The organism is Nonomuraea rosea, from assembly GCF_039539705.1.
In the GTDB taxonomy this organism is placed as follows: Bacteria; Actinomycetota; Actinomycetes; order Streptosporangiales; family Streptosporangiaceae; genus Nonomuraea; species Nonomuraea rosea.
On sequence record NZ_BAABDQ010000048.1, the window covers coordinates 63,981 to 80,725 of the forward strand.

The window sequence follows — 16,745 nt, forward strand, 5'->3', positions numbered from 1 at the left end:
TGTTGTGGCAAGGGATTTGAAAACTCCCACCGCCTTTACAAAGTAAATTTCTATCGTTTCAGGCCCTGTAACGCATGCTCAACGATGAAGCTCTTACCTTCGCACAACTGGCAACGCCTTGCGCCGGATGTCCCGATCGAGGCTCAACTTGCCTGCAGTTCAGGCAACCGCTCCACCCCCGATAACCTGGGCACTGGCTCATGGCCCGCCAGGTATCACCTGTCCGGAGGCGAAGTGGACCGGTTGACGTACCAGGCGACAATTTGGGCGCGTGAGGTGAATCCGAGCTTCTTCAGAATGTGCTCCACATGGCCCTCGGCCGTGCGGTGGGCGATGACCAACTGGGCCGCGATGTCCTTGTTGCGCATGCCTTCGGCGACGAGACCGGCCACCTGGAGTTCCCGCGGGGTCAGCGCTTCCTGCGGCAGCCCGGGCGCCGGCGCGGCGGAGGGCACGGAATCGGCCGGCTCCTGCAGGGCGTAGCCGATGGCCTCGTTGAAGTCGAAGCTCGCCCCCTCGTCGACAGCCTTGCGGTAATCCTTCTCGCCGAGCCGGTCGCGCAGCGACGACACTGCGGCACGATGGGCGTCCTCATAAGGGCGAAAACCATCCAGCGGTACGTCAAGCAGGCGTCGCATCATGCCGGCGGCGCCTATCATGCGCGCGGCAGGCACGTCGCGCCCCTGCGCGGCGGCGACCCAGGCAAGCGACTCCACGAACCACGCCGGGCTGTAGCGGTAGCCGGCCGACTGTTCAAGGCGCAGGCAGGACAGGAACAAGGAAGCGGCCTGCGTCAGATCGCCCACGAACCAGCGTCCGATGCCCTCAGCCCAGGTCGCCAGCGCGATCTCGCTGCGCGAGCCCGCCGCCTCGGCGATGTCGCGGCAGCGCGCCACCCAGCCCGCGGCGCGCGGATCACCGGCGAAGATCGCGGACAGGGCCAGGTAGAACGCCGGCAGGAACGTATCATGCAGGATCCCGTCCTCGGTGATCTCGCCCGGGTGGCGCTCGTACCAGTCCAGGGCTGATTCGAGCAGGTCGATCGCTTTGCGGTAATCACCCAGCATCAGGGTCAGCCGTCCCGACAGAAACTTCGTCACCGCTTTCGGCCTCTGGCGATCGGAGCCGTCGGATAGAAGCCGGCACTCCTCGAGCAGCAGCCGCGCGGGGTCGATCTTGCCGTGCATGAGAGCGAAGAACGTGCCCAAGGTCAGCACGCTGAAGCGTTCCCGACCGGCTATCTGCCGGCATTTGAGGAGCCGGTCGATCCAATAGCTGGCTTCGGACGGGCCGCCGAAAAAGCTCCAGTATCCCCCCAGCGAGATGAAGATCCGGGTCGCCTCCTCAGCGCGTTCATCTTCGCCCAGGCAATGGTCCAGCGCGGCCCGCAGGTTCGGCATCTCGGGGACGACCGTGGTGAAGCACTCCACCTGGTTCGGGCCGTACCAGCCGGCCCTGCTGCGTTCGGCCAGGTCCCGGTAGTAGTCGGTGTGCCGGCGGCGTGTCGCCGGTGTTTCCTCGCTCTTGTTCAGCCGGTCCTGACCGTACTGGCGCAGGGTCTCCAGGATCTGGTAGCGGGGGCGGGCGCCGCAGGTCTCTCTGGCCACGATGGACTTCTCGGTCAGCGCGGCCAGCAGCGGCAAGACCTCCTCGCGCGTGAGCGGCGCGGCCGAGCAGATCTCCTCCGCCGCTGCCAGGTCGAAGCCGCCGGAGAACACCGACAGGCGTTCCCACATGATCTGTTCCTGGGTGGAGCACAGCTCGAAGCTCCACTCGACCGCCGCGTACAGCGTCTGGTGGCGGGGCAGGGCGGTGCGGTAGCCCCGCGTGAGGAAGTGCAGGCGATGCCCCAGCCTGTCGATGATCTGCTCCAGCGACAGGACCCGCAGCCACACCGCCGCGAGTTCGATCGCCAGCGGAATGCCGTCGAGCAGACGGCACAACCGCGCCGCCGCCACATACTGCGAGGCGATGTCGACCTCCGGCGCTATGCTCCTCGCCCGCTCCACCAGCAGCGCCAGAGCGTCGTAACGCAGGACGTCATCCTTGGTGATCTGGGTGTCGGGGCCGGGGAAGGACAGTGGCGGCACGATGTAGGGCGTCTCCCCCGGTACTCCCAGCGCCTCGCGGCTGGTGGCCAGCAGCCGCACCTTGGGCGCCGCGCGGAGCAGGGCGTCGGCCAGCCGTGCGCTGGCTTCCACCAGATGTTCGCAGTTGTCCAGCACCAGGAGCATCTGCTTGGTCCGCAGATAGTCGATCACGGTTTCGGTCGACGGCTGAGGCATCTCCTCCCGCAGCCCCAGGGCGTCCGCGACGGCCACGGCGAGCAACTGCTCGTCCTGCAGGGAGGCCAGCTCGATCAGCCACACCCCGTCACGGAAGGCGCGCTGCACGCGGCCTGCCACATGGGTCGCCAGGCGGGTCTTGCCCACGCCGCCCGGGCCGGTCAGGGTCAGCAGCCGAGTGGTGGACATGAGACTCCGGATCGCGGCGATCTCACGCTTGCGACCGATGATCTCGCCCGGCTCGGCAGGGAGGTTCGGAGTGGGCTGCTCAGCAGCCAATCGACCCATGACGGCGACTATGTGCCCCTGACCTGCCCGTAGGTAACCGGCCTACGAGTCCGGGTGTGACATAGGTACTACCAAGGAATGGATGCCGTCCGAGCTGCCGGGCTCTGCTCATGCCGCCTCGCCGGTCATTGCGCCGCAGTACAGCAGCGGAAGCCGCAGCACCAGCCGTGCTCCTCCCAGATCGGAGTCCTGCACGGTCAGCGTGCCACGGTGAGCCTGCGCGATGGCTTGGGCGATGGGCAGGCCCAGGCCGGTTCCGCCATGCTCGCGGCTACGCGCGGTGTCGATCCGGGCGAAGTGGTCGAAGACCCGATCACGCTGCGGAAGCGGGATGCCGGGACCGTCGTCTTCCACGGTGACCACGACACCGTCGCTCTCGCCGAAAACCGTCACCCGCACCGCCGATTCGCCGTGCCGCTCCGCGTTGTCCAGCAGGTTGCCGAGCAGGCGGGTAAGAGCGCTGGTGACGCCGCTCACGAGCAGGCCCTCTTCCAGGTCATGGTGGATGGGCAGAGCGCACGCGCGCCTGCCGACCTGCTCCCCTACGAGGCTGGTGACGTCGATCACCTGCGGCGAGTCCGTGAAGTCGTCGTCCAGCCCGGCGAGAGTGAGCAGATCCCTGAGCACGGCCTGCATCCGGTCCACCTCACGCAGGGCGTTGCCGACAAGCTCCCCCAGGTCGGTCTGACCGGGGTGCATGCCCGCCTCCTCCAGTTGCAGCCGCAGTCCGGCCAGCGGAGTGCCGAGCTCATGCGAGGCATCAGTGATGAACTGGCGCCTCTGGGTGCGCATGCGTTCCACAAGGTGTCCCATTTGGGCGATGAGGGTGGCCATCTCGCCGCTGTCGCATGCCGTGGTCATCTGGTCCCTCCCGTGGATTGCTCCTCTCTGTAGCTTCGCTGGTGCTCGTCCGCTGCACGACCGTAGAACTACCTATCTCCTCCCCCATTCGTGCGATGAGAGGAAGGGTTTTCACGACGCGACCACGGTCCTGCGCGTATTTTGGCAAGAATTTTGCAAGCAACGGCGCATATCAGTACGCGGGATTCTCTCGATGATGTCGAGGTTGATCGACCGTCGCCTCGACGTCGGTGCCGGGCTCGGCGACCGCGGCACCAACAGCGCAGCACCCCGATACTGTGCGACTTCGACGTGACCCATGGGAGCCGCTTGACGGTTCTGCCCACCGACGAACAGCTCGGTGGCCTCGAAGGTCTCTAGGACAGCCCCTTGCTCCAGGACCCCGGTGCGGTCGCAGACGAACTCGACGACGGCCAGGTTGTGGCCAATGAACAGGTAGGTGAGGTCGAGCCGGTCGTTGAGGTCGAGCAGCAGGTTGAGGATGTTCGCCTGGGCGCTGACCGCCGGACAGCTCGTGCGGGTACCGGTCCAGGAACGTGGAGGCGACGCCGACGAGATCGAGCGCCTCGGCCGCGCGGTCGGCGGTTCGCGGCCGAACGGCGGGCCCGATCGGGAGGTTGGCGGCCAGGGCTCGGCACCTGACGTGGACGGCCGGACTTCGTTCCTGAGGTCCTGCCGCCGCAGGCCGCACTACCCACACGGAAAAATCGGTTGGCCCCACCGGGTTCGGTCGCGTAGCCTCGGCCAGTCCCAGAAGCCCCACGTCCGAGATGGTGAATTGATGAGTGTGCAGGCAAACGCGGCCGACAACCACCGGCCGCATCCCCGACCATTCATGACTTCTCTGGACCGAAGGATTCCCAGAAGTGGATCTTCCACGTAGCTTCACCATCCGCGAAAGCAGCCACCGCATCCACAACCCGCTGACCAGCGAGAAGATGGCCACCCTGGGGCAGGCCCTGCGTCTGTCGCCGGGCGCGAGCATACTCGACCTCGCATGCGGCACCGGCGAGTTGCTGTCCACCTGGGCACGCGACCATCACGTGCGCGGCACCGGGGTGGACATCAGCACCGTGTTCATCGACAAGGCCCGCGCACGCGCCGAGGAGCTGGGCGTCGCCGACCGTGTCGGCTTCGTGCACGGCGACGCGTCGGGTTACGTCGCCGACCGCCCGGTCGACGTCGCCGCGTGCATCGGCGCCACCTGGATCGGTGGCGGCACCGCGGGCACGGTCGAACTCCTCCGGCAAAGTCTCGCCCCCGGCGGGATGATGCTGATCGGCGAGGTGTACTGGCGCCACGAACCCCCGGACCAGACCACCATCGAGAACTGCCACGCCACCAGCAGGGACGACTTCCTCCCGCTGCCCGAACTCATCGAGCAGTTCGGTGGGCTCGGCTGCGACGTGGTGGAAATGGTCCTCGCCGACCAGGACAGCTGGGATCGGTACGTCGCGGCCCAATGGCTCAACATCCGCCGCTGGCTCGACGCCAACCCCGACGACGAGCTGTACAACCAGATGCGCGCGGAACTCACCACCGGTCCCGCCCGTCACGTCAGGTACCAGCGCGAGTACCTCGGATGGGGCCTGTTCGCGCTGATGAACCGCTAACGTCTCACTCCACGAAGCTGAGCCTCGGCGTATCGCGCCGAGGCTCAGCGCCGCAACATGAGCATCACTCATCCAGAGGGCGGCGCCCTTGGGCAGGACTGACTGAGCTGGGACTGACCACATCCCTCCTCACGGGCAGGCACTCGGCGAGCAGGTCGACGACGTCGCGCCCGAGTTCCAGCCCGATGGCGCCCCCGGTGCCATAACCGACGACGGACATCGCACCTGTGCGAGCGGCACCTCCACTCGGCTGCCCGGCCACACGTCCCCGGTGAGCCCGGTCAGTCGACGTACCAGAGCCATGCCGTTCGCGGCGGGCCCGCTGGAGAACCCGGCGTGTGCAATCACGACAGAGCAGCCCGGGTCCGCCCCAACTCAACGCACCCAGCCCGTCCGCCGGCCGGTCGAAAGCCGGTCCTTCTCCCTATCGACCCATGAGCGGCCGGTGAGCAACAATCGGCGCAGGCGCCACACAATGTGCCGCAGGGTCGCCACAGTGAGGGAACGCGCTTTGGCCGATGTGACTTTCAGCGTCTTGGGCCCGGTACGAGTGTGCGGGCGCGATGGCCGGCAGATTCATCTGGGCGGCAAGCCGCGTGCGGTGCTCGCCAGCCTTCTCCTCAACGTCAACACGCAGGTGTCCAGGGAATGGCTGGTGGACGCGCTCTGGGATGACCCTCCTGTCTCGGCCATCTCCAACCTGCACAATTACATCGCCGGTCTGCGTCGGGCGTTGCCATCCGGCACGAAGCTGCTCACCAAGGAAACGGGCTATCTCTTGGAAGCCTGCCTCGAGGAGGTGGATCTCCTGGAGTTCGAGCAGGTAGTCCGGCTGGCACACGAGAGGGCTGCACGAGAGGACGTCCGTGCCGCCGTCGACCAGTTCGAAACGGCATTGTCGATGTGGCGGGGAAAGCCCGCCGAAGGCACCAAGCTCGCCGGCCCCATGCTCGCCCGCGTGTCCGAGCTGGAAGAGCGGCTGGCCGCGGTCAAACTGGACTGGGCCGAGGCCAAGCTCGCGCTCGGCCAGCCTGCCCAGGTGATCGAGGAGCTCCGAAGATTCGTTGCCGTGCAGCCGCTACGCGAGCGCGCCTGGCGGTTGCTCATGCTGGCGTATTCGCGCTCAGGGCAGCGGGACAAGGCACTCGAAACCTTTCACCAAGCCCGCTCGATCCTCGTCGAGGAGCTGGGGCTCGAACCCGCTGAGAAGCTCCAGCAACTTCACGCCGCCGTCCTGGCTGGCACCATGCCGGTGAGCGAACCCGCCTCGTGGACACCGACCTGCCAGCTCCCGTCGGACGTCAACCATTTCAGCGGCAGGGAAGCCGAGCTGGCCGCCCTGGACGCGCTGATCCCGCCCCGGGACGACGAGCCGTCACATACCACCATGACCTGCGTGATCAGCGGTACAGGCGGGGTCGGAAAGACCTCCTTCGCCGTGCGCTGGGCTCACCGGGTGCGCGACCGCTTCCCCGACGGCCAGTTCTACGTGGATCTGCGGGGATTCAGCCCCGCCGCGCCACCCATGCCGGCGACCGAGGCGGTGCGGATCCTGCTCGGCCTGCTCCTGCCACCCCACCACCGGATGCCGTCCACGTTCGACGAGCAGATCGGGCTCTACCGGGCTCTGCTCACCGGCCGGCGGGTGCTCATCCTCCTGGACAACGCCCGCGAGCCGGATCAGGTGCGCCCGCTCCTGCCTCCATCACCAGGAAGCCTCGCTCTGGTGACCAGCCGGACCGCGTTCACCGGTCTGATCGCCGCCGAGGGCGCCCATCTGCTGCCGCTGGCGCCGCTCTCCGAGGCTCAGGCCGGCGAGCTGCTGATCCGCCGTCTGGGCGAGGACCGGGTGTCGGCCGAACGCGAGGCGGTGCGCGTCATCATCAGGACGTGCGCGGGGTTGCCGCTCGCCCTGGGCATCGTCGCCGCACGCGCCATCATCAACGCCGGCCTGCCGCTCGCCGCCCTGGCCGAAGAGCTCCAGGCGGAGACCACCCGGCTGGACGCCCTGCAGACCGACGAGCTCAGCACGGACCTGCGGGAGGTCTTCGGCGCCTCCTACAACGTGCTCGCCGCCGTGACCGCCGAGATCTTCGTTCATCTGGGCCTGGCGCTCGGCCACGACATCAGCCTGCCCGCCGCCGCCTGCCTCATCGGCCGCCCGATCGCTCGCACCCGCACGCTGCTGCGCGCCCTGGAGAGTGCCCATCTGCTGCATCAGCACGTCCCCGGCCGGTACCGTATGCACGATCTCGTCCGCCTCTACGCCATCGAACGTGCGCAGCTCGACCTCAGCGCGGATGACCGTACCGCCGCCGTGCGCCGCCTGGTGGACTTCTACCTGCACACCTCACACGAGGCCGACCGTCTGCTCTCCCCTCACCGCCGGGGCGTCTTCGATCTGGACGCGCCAGGTCCTGGCTGCCACCCGCACGCCCCGGCGGACGCGGCGGCGGCCCAGGCCTGGTTCATGGCCGAACACTCCTGCCTGCTCGATGCGCAGCGGCTGGCCGTCGAGCAGGATCTGCACGTCGCCGCCTGGCAGTTCGCCTGGACCCTCGACACCTTCCAGTTACGCCAGAACCTGCTCCAGAACGGCGTTTCGACATGGTGGACGGCGTTCAGCGCCGTCGAACACCTGAAAGACCCTGCCGTTCATGCCTTGGTACGCCAGATGCTCGGCCGCGCCTGCGCCCGGGCAGGGCATCACGCGGAGTCCCTGGCCCAATTCGCCGAAGCTCTGGCTCTGTACGAGCGATCCGGGGACCTCGTCGGCCAGGCTCATGTCCGCCACTCGCTCGCGATCGCCTGGGAAGATCGGGAGGAGCATGAGCAGGCTCTGTTCCATTTCGAACGCGCGCTGCGCCTGTACAAGGATCTCGGCGACGCCGTGGGAGAGGCCAATGCGCTCAATTCCCTGGGCTGGAACCACGCGGTGCTTGCCGACTTCGCCGAAGCCCAGCGCCATTGCGAGCAGGCTCTGGTCCTGCAGCGCCGGCACGGCGACCTGGTCGGCGAGGCGGCGACTCTCGACAGCCTCGGCTACATCGCCCACAACCTCGGCCATCTCGCCCGCGCCCTCTCCTGCTACCACCACGCCTTGACTCTGCGGCGCGAGAACGGCAACGCCGGCCAGGAGGCCGAAACCCTCTTCCACCTCGGTGACACCCACTACGCCCTGGGCCAGCACGCCGAAGCCGCCCGGGTATGGGGCCAGGCACTCGCCATCTACCAGGCTCAGCACCGCACCGCGAAAGAGAGGCACGTACAGGCCAGGCTGGACGCCTTGGGCGTCCTTGGAAAAACCAGCAAGGGGAAGGTCTTCGACGGTATGGGACTTAATCCCTGAGTATCGACAGGGAGACTTCCCGCCGGCCACTTGCTGCCTGCCTGGCTCCAGCAGGCCGAGGACCGGCTCGACGTGAGTTTGGGCGCCGTCGTCGAGAATATAGCGCGGCTCTGGCGGCCGGAATGGAGGACAGGCAAGGCGTGGAAGGCGTTCGGGATCATGGCTGTCACGGTGACACGATCAAGTGACGCAGGGCCAGGAGCGCCGCAAACCAGCCCCCGGCCAACCGGTCGATCACCTGTTTGACCGGCCGTACGGATCAGCGAAGTTCACGCTCGTAGCAGATCGACAGGTCCGAGCCGATGTAGCTGCCAAACAGCGGGATACGGTAATAGCCTTCGCGCTGGTAGAAGCGCTGGGCGTCCACCTGGGCGGTGCCGGTTTCGAGGCGCAGCGTCGTCCACCCACGATGGGCGGCGGCCGATCCAGGGCACGCAGCAGGCCGGTCGCCACGCCTCTTCCTCGGGCGTGCGGGACCACATACATGCGTTTGATCTCGGCGGCGGTCGAGCCCAATCGCCGCAAAGCGCCGCAGCCGACGAGTTGGGTGCCCTCGGCGGCGGTCGCGACGAGGAAGACGTCGATGTCTGCCGCCGACGGTGGCGCGCCGGGCTCGTGGTCGTCACAGCCATAACGGGTGTCGAGTTCGGCCCGCTGTTCGGCCCGCAGCGCCGCGCCCGCTGCGCGAACGCGTCCGCGCCCGAGCCGAGTCCCTCGAAGCGAACGCGGCCACCCCTCAGGTGGCTCTGCGTACCCTCCTCCAGCAGGGAGTCGCGCTGAACGAGGAGAGCACCGCCGAAAGCACCGTCTGGCTAGGATTCCTGGCCTCGGCCGTTGGCGATGAGGAGCTGACCGCCCTGCACCACACCAACAGCCATGCATGGCGGCGGCGAGTGACTCGACTCGACTCAGCCGCCTCACCCGGATGGCCCGACCACCACACGACGACGGTCGCGCTCGCCCTGGTCGCCCTGGTCGAAGGAACCGCCGCCCTCGCCTCGTCCGACCCGGCCGGCTATCCCCCCGCCACGCAGGAAGCGATGCTCGACACCGCCCTCATCGCCCTTGGACTGACCTCGTCATCCGGCCAGAGGGAGTGAACGGCGTTCAACGCCGGGCCATACGTCAGCCGATAACCATGGAAGATCGGGGAATCGTCGCCGCGGCGCTCGTCTTGTTTCACCACGAAAAGAGCCGGCTCCTGTCAACCAGCCAGAAGATCACATAGAGCTACGGGCCGCAGCGGGGTTATTACACACCCAGCGCTCCAGCGACGCGACGGCGGCCCGAGCCGCCGGTGATCAAGGGAGCGGACATGCGGTGCGCCCGGTCACCGGGTTTCCGCGACGAGCTCTGGTGACTGAATCCACGATCGAAAAACGGTTTCATTTCCCCGCACTTGCCAGGCTCCAGCCCGGACGCGCAATTATGGCAGAATTGTAGCGTTTTTATGGTGGACGCGGATACATTAAGCGTCAATAGTCAACAGAAAGGAGGCCTGCATCCAGCGTACCACCCCTCAGCCCCATGATGCGACTGCGGCCATGTCTTGATTTCCTTAATCCGGCAGCCCGTCAGCACAAAGGGCGGTTGCAACTGTCAAGGGGCATTCAGCAGAGCCAATCCTGTGGAATGGAGACTGCCAATGCGTCGAAAAATGGCTGTTATTCTCCTCTCGTTCGCCATAACCATCGGCGGGGGTATCGCCCTGTCGGCACCCGCCTGGGCAGAGTGGAGAATAATTCAGATCTACAAGAAAGGCAGCGACTGCGAAATCGCAGGTCGGTACTACGTCAACCACACCGAAGCCATCCATTATTTCTGCGACTGGGACAGCCCCGGCTTTGCGCTCCACGTCTACTACCCCGACACCTGACACGACGACGCCGTACGGCCACAGCGCGCATCGCACAAGCCTCCGTACCGATAGGTATTCGTACCGGCAGATCGGCCAACCGTAGATCCCCCACTGAGTTCTGCTTGGCGGGAGATCTCTTACGGGTCGTGGTCATATCCGGACGGAAATTCCCGCTACCGGCTGTCTCCGCAGGCCAACAGCTTCCAAGAACAGCGGCCGGACAGCAAGCGGGAAATACGGACGGATATGACCAGCACCCGACTACAGATGAACGCGGCCGACGCCGATTCGGCCTTGCCGACGGGCCCTTACATCCGCGTATATGGCACTGCGTCACCAGCGATGGCCGTCCCTCTCTCAGGCAAACCCGCGAAATGTCCGGTTGCTGACCTGGCCGGATGCGCTTCGTGGACTGATAATTATCAGAAGTTGTTCGCGGTCAAGTCCACAGCACTTGCTATCCGGGGGAAACTCGATGAACGGAGCAAAATGTCTCTGATCAGAAAAAGCATCGTCGGTGGTGTCGCCACCGCGCTGTTGTTGACGATGGGAGCGGCGTCCCCCGCGCTCGCTACTTCTACCCGCCTCGGCAGTGTCTGCGTGCGCGCGGCTTCATCTCCGCAGGAAGTCTGCGTTCAGGCAACACCTGGCTTCATCAGGTTGGCCGCAACCATCTCATCGGCGGCCAACCGCAGCTCATACGCGGTGCGGCTGCAACCGGCCGAAGGAATCAGCGTCAATTGCATCGTGCCTGGTGGCATGGCCAACTATCCGCAGGGTTTCAGGATCTCCGGAATTCAGGTGTTCTCCACCAGTACCTGCGTGGGGTAGATATCCGGAAATGTCGAGGCCGGACTAAGCACTGAAGCCGCTGAGAACGTCGGCACCCGCAGGAGTGGCCCCCCTGATGAACATCGCTGCGCCGATCGCCCCGACCACGCTCGGCCATCGGCCACAGCCAGCGGGTGCCGGGGTGCACTTGGCTGCTGCCATGGTCGCCCCTTGCGCGTCCTGGAGATCACCGGCGTCGCCGACCGCGTCCCGGACTCCCCGCCGCGCCGAGCGCTCAGGCCGGTCAGGCTCTCCCAGGGCAGCAGGGCGGGCAGGAACGGCGGGGTCAGGTGCAGTCGCCGGCTCAGGACGTTGCCGGTCAGCACCGCCGTGCCGAGGATCACCACGAGTACCAGACCTAGCACGCCGCCCCGCCTTTCCGGCAGGTCCAGGACGACCAGGTCAGCCGATGGCGGGGTGGGCGCGGTACTCCTCGTCGGTGACCTGCTCGCCCCATTCGGTCTCGGGCACGCCCGGGTCGCCGGTGCTCTCCCACATGGCCAGGTGGGCCATGAAGTGGTCGGGGGCGGCGCCGTGCCAGTGCCACTCGCCGGGCGGGGTGTAGACGGTGTCGCCGGGCCGCATCACGACGATCTCGGCGCCGCGGGACTGCACCAGGCCGATGCCCTCGGTGACGTGCAGGGTCTGCCCGGCGGCGTGGCGGTGCCAGGCGGTGCGTGAGCAGGGCGCGAAGCGCACGATGTTGACCCGCATCCGGAACGGCTCGGTGGCGGCGTAGATGACATCGAACCAGACGTCGCCGGTGAACCATTCGGCCGGGCCCTTGCTGGTGGGGCGTTTGTGCAAGATTTCCATGTGCGATCTCCTCGTTGGCTGGGAACCTGGTCTGCGCCGTGTCGCGGGTGTCAGCGTGGGTCGCCGGGCACGCGTCGTCGCTGGTGTGGCCGGGCCTGACCATCCGGTTTCAGCGCCCGACTATCTTCATGTGCGCCTCGCCGTACCGGTCGCCGGAAACGCCGATGCGGGCGGCCAGCGCGTCCAGATCGGCTCGCTCGTCGGCGGACAGGGCCACCGCGCTGGCGCCGGCGTTCTCCCGCAGGCGGGACAGGCGGCGGGTGCCGGGGATCGGCACGATCCAGGGCTGCTGGGCCAGCAGCCAGGCCAGGGCGATCTGCCCTGGCGTGGCGCCCTTGGCGTCGGCCAGCGTGCGTACGTGATCGACCAGGGCCTGGTTGGCGGGCAGGTTGTCGGTGTCGAAGCGCGGGATCGTCGCCCGGATGTCCCCCTCGGTGAAGGAGGTGTTCGCATCGACCGTGCCGGTGAGGAAGCCCTTGCCCAGCGGGCTGAACGGCACGAAGCCGATGCCCAGCTCCGCGCAGGCGGGCAGCACCTCGGGTTCGGGGTCGCGGGTCCACAGCGAGTACTCCGACTGCACGGCGGTGACCGGGTGCACGGCGTGGGCCTTGCGGATGGTGGCGGCCGCGGCCTCGGACAGGCCGAAGTGCTTGACCTTGCCCGCCCGCACCAGTTCGCCCACCGCGCCGGCGACGTCCTCGATCGGCACGTCCGGGTCCACTCGGTGCTGGTAGAACAGGTCGATGTGGTCGGTGCCCAGGCGCCGCAAGGAGGCGTCGGCGACCTTGCGGATCTGCTCGGGCCGGGAGTTCAGGCCGACGGATTTGCCGCCTTGGATGTCCCAGCCGAACTTCGTGGCGACCTGCACCTGGTCCCGGATCGGGCCGATGGCCTCGCCCACGAGCTCCTCGTTGTCATAGGGGCCGTAAACCTCCGCGGTGTCGAGCAGCGTCACCCCGGCGTCCAGGGCGGAGCGGATCACGCCGATCATGTCCTCGCGGCTGCCCGGGTTCGGGCCGTAGCTCTGCGACATGCCCATGCAGCCCAGCCCTACGGCCGACACCCGCAGGCCCTGTCCCAGCGTCCTGATGTGCATCACTACCTCCTGTGTACCGGTCAACAGCTGCCGCTTGCCCGCCAGGTCAGTTCGTGAGGCGGACGCTGCCGAGCTGGCTGACCACGCCGGGATCGCGGTGGTCGAAGAACAGCGAGCTGCCGGTGTCCAGGCCGGCGATGCGGCTCATCTGGTCGTCGGTGAGCTCGAAGTCGAAGACGTCGAAGTTCTCGGCCATCCGGTCGGCGCGGACCGACTTGGGGATGACGACGACGTCGCGCTGGATGAGCCAGCGCAGCACGACCTGCGCGACCGACTTGCCGTGCGCCTGCGCGATCTCGCTCAGGACCGGGTCGGTGAAGAGGTTGTTCTTGCCCTCGGCGAACGGCCCCCACGACTCGATCTGGACACCGCGCTCGACCATGAGCCGCTGGTCTTCTCCACGCTGGAAGAACGGGTGAGTCTCGATCTGGTTGACCGCGGGCGTGATCTCGTTGTGGTCGATCAGGTCGACCAGCCGGTCGGGGTGGAAATTGGACACCCCGATGGCCCGGACGCGGCCCTCGCGGTTGAGCTGCTCCATGGCCCGCCAGGAGCCGTAGACGTCGCCGAAGGGCTGGTGGATCAAGTACAGGTCGAGGTGGTCCAGGCCGAGCTTGGTCAGCGAGGCGTCGAAGGCCCGCCGGGCGTTCTCCTCGCCGGCGTCGGAGATCCACAGTTTGGTGGTGACGAACAGTTCCTCGCGCGGGATGCCGCTGCTCTTGATCGCGCGGCCGACGGCCTCCTCGTTGCGGTAGGCGGCGGCGGTGTCGAGTGACCGGTAGCCCGCTTGGAGGGCGTCGGTGACCGCCCGTTCGGTCTGCTCGGGCGGGATCTGGTAGACGCCGAAGCCGAGGATCGGCATCTCGACGCCGTTGTTCAAAATGACCGTCCGCATGGAAGATCCCTTCATCGTTCGATCATCTGCATCTGCGTCTCGTTGTGGTGCCCACCGGCGGCCGGGGGCAGGCTGTCGAGCTTCGTGAGCTGCTCGGCGGTCAGGACGAGGTCGTCGGCGGCGGCGTTCTCCTCCACGCGCGAGACCCGCTTGGTGCCCGGGATGGGGGCGATGTCGTCGCCCTTGCTGAGCAGCCAGGCGATCGCGACCTGGGCGGGCGTGGCGCCGGCCTGGTGGGCGATGGCCTGCACCTCATCGGCGAGGGCGAGGTTGCGCTGGAAGTTCTCGCCGGTGAAGCGGGGGTTGGTGGCCCGGAAGTCGTCGGGGCCGAAGTCGCTTTCCGAGCGGATCTTCCCGGTCAGGAAGCCGTGGCCGAGCGGGGAGTAGGCGACGAGTCCGATGCCCAGCTCGCGCAGCAGCGGCAGCACCTGCTCCTGGTCACGGGTCCAGAGCGAGTACTCCGACTGCAGCGCGGTGATCGGGTGCACCGCGTGCGCGCGGCGGATGGTGTCCAGCCACGCCTCTGACAGGCCGATGTGGCGGACCTTACCCTGCCGCACGAGTTCGGCGACCGCGCCGATGGTGTCCTCGATCGGCACCTTCGGGTCGACCCGGTGCTGGTAGTACAGGTCGATGTGGTCGGTGCCCAGGCGGCGCAGTGAGCCTTCGGCGGCGGTACGGATGTTGGCCGGGCTGCTGTCGAGGTTCCACGGCCCGTCGCCGGCGTGGGAGACAAGGCCGAACTTGGTGGCGATGACGGCCTGGTCGCGGCGGCCCTTGAGCGCCTTGCCGAGGAGTTCCTCGTTGACGTACGGGCCGTAGATCTCGGCGGTGTCCAGGAAGGTGACACCCAGCTCCAGTGCGCGATGGATGGTGCGGATGGACTCGGCGTCGTCGCTGCCGGAGCCGGTGTAGCCGTGGGACATGCCCATGCAGCCCAGCCCGATGCGGGAGACGTCCAGATCGCCCAGTTTGATGTGCTTCACGATTTCACCTCTCGGGAACGAGTTTGATCGTCGCGGCTCGCGACTCGGGGTTGACGACGCCGCCGATGATGTTGGCGCCGTAGCGGCGGTACTTGGTGCGGTAGACCTCGTCGATCCGGTCGTGGACGGCGGTGTCGCCGGGGTCGGCGAAGGTCACCACGGCTGCCACACCCCCGGCGGTGATGCGGCCTTGGTGCCGGGTCTGGGTGCCGCGGTACCAGGCGCCGGCGCGGCCGTTCATGCAGCGGACGTACAGGTCGTCGCCGACGCGGACGACCCACATCGTCACGGGACGGCGCAGGGTGCCGTCCGCGCGGCGGGAGGCGAGGTCGAGTTCTTCGGCGTCGCCGATGGTGGCGAGTTCGTCGCTGGTCCAGGCGGTCATGGCTCTCCTTACGGCTGGATGAGGACCTTCAGCGCGGTGCGGTCGTTCATCGCGCGGTAGCCGTCCGGCACCTGCTCCAGATCGATCGACTGGTCGAACACCCGTCCCGGCTCCACCCGGCCGTCCAGCACGCCGGGCAGCAACTCGTCGATGTAGGCGCGCACTGGGGCGGGGCCGCCGGTCAGCGTGATGTTCGGGCCGAACAGGCTGCCGAACCCGATCGGCGCCTCCTCGTACTGCGGCACACCGACCCGGCTGATCACCCCGCCCGGCCGGACGATGCCGAACGCCGTGTCGTAGGCGTCGCGGTAGCCGACCGCCTCCAGCACCGCGTGCACCCCCTGCCCTCCGGTCAGCTCGCGCACCTTCTCCACGCCCTCGGCGCCGCGCTCGGGCACCACGTCGGTGGCGCCGAAGTCGATGCCGAGCTTGGTGCGGTCGTCGTGGCGGCCCATCAGGATGATCCGCTCGGCGCCCAGCCGCTGGGCCGACAGCACCGCCATCAGCCCGACCGCGCCGTCCCCGATGACCGCGACCGTGGAACGCGCGGTGACGCGGGCCTGCCTGGCGGCGTGGTGGCCGGTGCCGTACACGTCCGCCAGGGTCAGCAGCGACGGCAGGAGCTCGCTGTCCTCGCCGACGGGCAGCTTGACCAGGGTGCCGGTCGCCTGCGGAACGCGGATCGCCTCGGCCTGGGCGCCTCCGACGTCGCCGGCGGCCCAGAAGCCGCCGTTGGGACAGGAGGTGTGCAGACCCTCCCGGCACAGGTCGCAGGTGTTGTCGGCGTAGGCGAACGGCGCCACCACCACATCACCGCGCTTGAGCCCGGTCACCTCGGCGCCGAGATCCTCGATGACGCCGAGGAACTCGTGCCCCATCGGGATGCCTTGCTGCGCGGCCGGCAGCGAGTGGTACGGGTGCAGGTCGCTGCCGCAGACGCACGAGCGCACGATGCGCACGAGCGCGTCCGTGGGCTGCCGCAGGACCGGGTCGGGCACGGTCTCCACGCGCACGTCACCGGCGCCGTACAGGAAAGTAGCTCGCATCGAGAATGTTCCGTTTCGTGTCTTCGTCGTCGGGCCTACCCATGGCCGATCGATCGACCGGCCTGGGCCGGGTCCGTTACAGGTAAATCCGGGCTGCCGCCGCTACCGGATCAGGTGGTCCTCCGCCTGCCGCACGGCGCCATCCTCCGGCCGCCATGGCCTGGACCAGGCATCGGCCGGCACCCCCGCAGCGGCTGCGGGGGAACGCGTGGCCGATGTCGCCGCTGGGGACATTTCGGCCTGAGACGCTGCGGTTTTCCCTGGTCAAGCTCTATGTAACCGGCTCGCACGGGCCTGCGGCAGGGTCTGCTGTTACAGGTAATGACAGGGCCCCCCAGCGAGGTTTACTGGGCCCGTCGCACGGTCCCCATAGCCCGGATGTGCCTCGCCAGTGCGGGCTTCGCGCCGTCTGCCGGGCGCTTGAGGTGCTTGCCGT

General features: G+C 67.6%; 13 protein-coding genes. 5 read left to right on the top strand and 8 right to left on the bottom strand.

Annotated features, from left to right (window positions below):
• Positions 1 to 215 precede the first annotated feature (215 nt).
• The gene (locus ABEA43_RS57695) at positions 216 to 2,573 is read right to left on the bottom strand and encodes an ATP-binding protein (RefSeq protein WP_345576205.1); all 2,358 of its coding nucleotides are present in this window, start codon (positions 2,571 to 2,573) and stop codon (positions 216 to 218) included.
• 108 nt (positions 2,574 to 2,681) lie between these two features.
• Positions 2,682 to 3,434 carry a sensor histidine kinase gene (locus ABEA43_RS57700; protein WP_345576207.1) on the bottom strand — a complete coding sequence of 251 codons (753 nt, stop codon included), beginning with the start codon at positions 3,432 to 3,434 and terminating at the stop codon, positions 2,682 to 2,684.
• A gap of 866 nt (positions 3,435 to 4,300) precedes the next feature.
• Between ABEA43_RS57700 and ABEA43_RS57705 the strand changes: the two genes are divergently transcribed.
• The 5 genes from ABEA43_RS57705 (at position 4,301) to ABEA43_RS57725 (ending at position 11,085) form a co-directional block, all read left to right on the top strand.
• Positions 4,301 to 5,047 carry an SAM-dependent methyltransferase gene (locus tag ABEA43_RS57705; RefSeq protein ID WP_345576209.1) on the top strand — a complete coding sequence of 249 codons (747 nt, stop codon included), beginning with the start codon at positions 4,301 to 4,303 and terminating at the stop codon, positions 5,045 to 5,047.
• 475 nt (positions 5,048 to 5,522) lie between these two features.
• The gene (locus tag ABEA43_RS57710; RefSeq protein ID WP_345576297.1) at positions 5,523 to 8,396 is read left to right on the top strand and encodes an AfsR/SARP family transcriptional regulator; all 2,874 of its coding nucleotides are present in this window, start codon (positions 5,523 to 5,525) and stop codon (positions 8,394 to 8,396) included.
• 740 nt (positions 8,397 to 9,136) lie between these two features.
• Entirely contained in the window at positions 9,137 to 9,496 is a 360-nt protein-coding gene (locus ABEA43_RS57715) for a TetR family transcriptional regulator C-terminal domain-containing protein (protein WP_345576211.1), read from the top strand.
• A gap of 545 nt (positions 9,497 to 10,041) precedes the next feature.
• Positions 10,042 to 10,272: a hypothetical protein gene (locus tag ABEA43_RS57720; protein ID WP_345576213.1), complete on the top strand. Its 231-nt coding sequence runs from the start codon at positions 10,042 to 10,044 to the stop codon at positions 10,270 to 10,272.
• 249 nt (positions 10,273 to 10,521) lie between these two features.
• Positions 10,522 to 11,085 carry a hypothetical protein gene (locus ABEA43_RS57725; protein ID WP_345576215.1) on the top strand — a complete coding sequence of 188 codons (564 nt, stop codon included), beginning with the start codon at positions 10,522 to 10,524 and terminating at the stop codon, positions 11,083 to 11,085.
• A gap of 402 nt (positions 11,086 to 11,487) precedes the next feature.
• Here ABEA43_RS57725 and ABEA43_RS57730 read toward each other — a convergent pair whose 3' ends face one another.
• From ABEA43_RS57730 to ABEA43_RS57755, 6 genes are all read right to left on the bottom strand, one after another.
• Positions 11,488 to 11,901 carry a (R)-mandelonitrile lyase gene (locus ABEA43_RS57730; protein ID WP_345576217.1) on the bottom strand — a complete coding sequence of 138 codons (414 nt, stop codon included), beginning with the start codon at positions 11,899 to 11,901 and terminating at the stop codon, positions 11,488 to 11,490.
• Between the two features lie 109 nt (positions 11,902 to 12,010).
• Positions 12,011 to 12,997, bottom strand: a complete 987-nt coding sequence (locus ABEA43_RS57735) for an aldo/keto reductase (protein ID WP_345576219.1) — start codon at positions 12,995 to 12,997, stop codon at positions 12,011 to 12,013.
• A 46-nt stretch (positions 12,998 to 13,043) separates the two neighbouring features.
• Positions 13,044 to 13,892, bottom strand: coding sequence for an aldo/keto reductase (locus tag ABEA43_RS57740; RefSeq protein WP_345576221.1), 849 nt, complete (start codon positions 13,890 to 13,892; stop codon positions 13,044 to 13,046).
• Positions 13,893 to 13,903: 11 nt separating this feature from the next.
• On the bottom strand, positions 13,904 to 14,878 hold the full coding sequence (locus ABEA43_RS57745; RefSeq protein ID WP_345576223.1) for an aldo/keto reductase: 975 nt from the start codon (positions 14,876 to 14,878) through the stop codon (positions 13,904 to 13,906).
• 4 nt (positions 14,879 to 14,882) lie between these two features.
• A complete protein-coding gene (locus tag ABEA43_RS57750; RefSeq protein WP_345576225.1) occupies positions 14,883 to 15,263 on the bottom strand; it encodes a DUF2255 family protein in 381 nt (126 codons plus the stop codon).
• Positions 15,264 to 15,271: 8 nt separating this feature from the next.
• Entirely contained in the window at positions 15,272 to 16,309 is a 1,038-nt protein-coding gene (locus tag ABEA43_RS57755; protein WP_345576229.1) for a zinc-dependent alcohol dehydrogenase family protein, read from the bottom strand.
• Positions 16,310 to 16,745 lie beyond the last annotated feature (436 nt).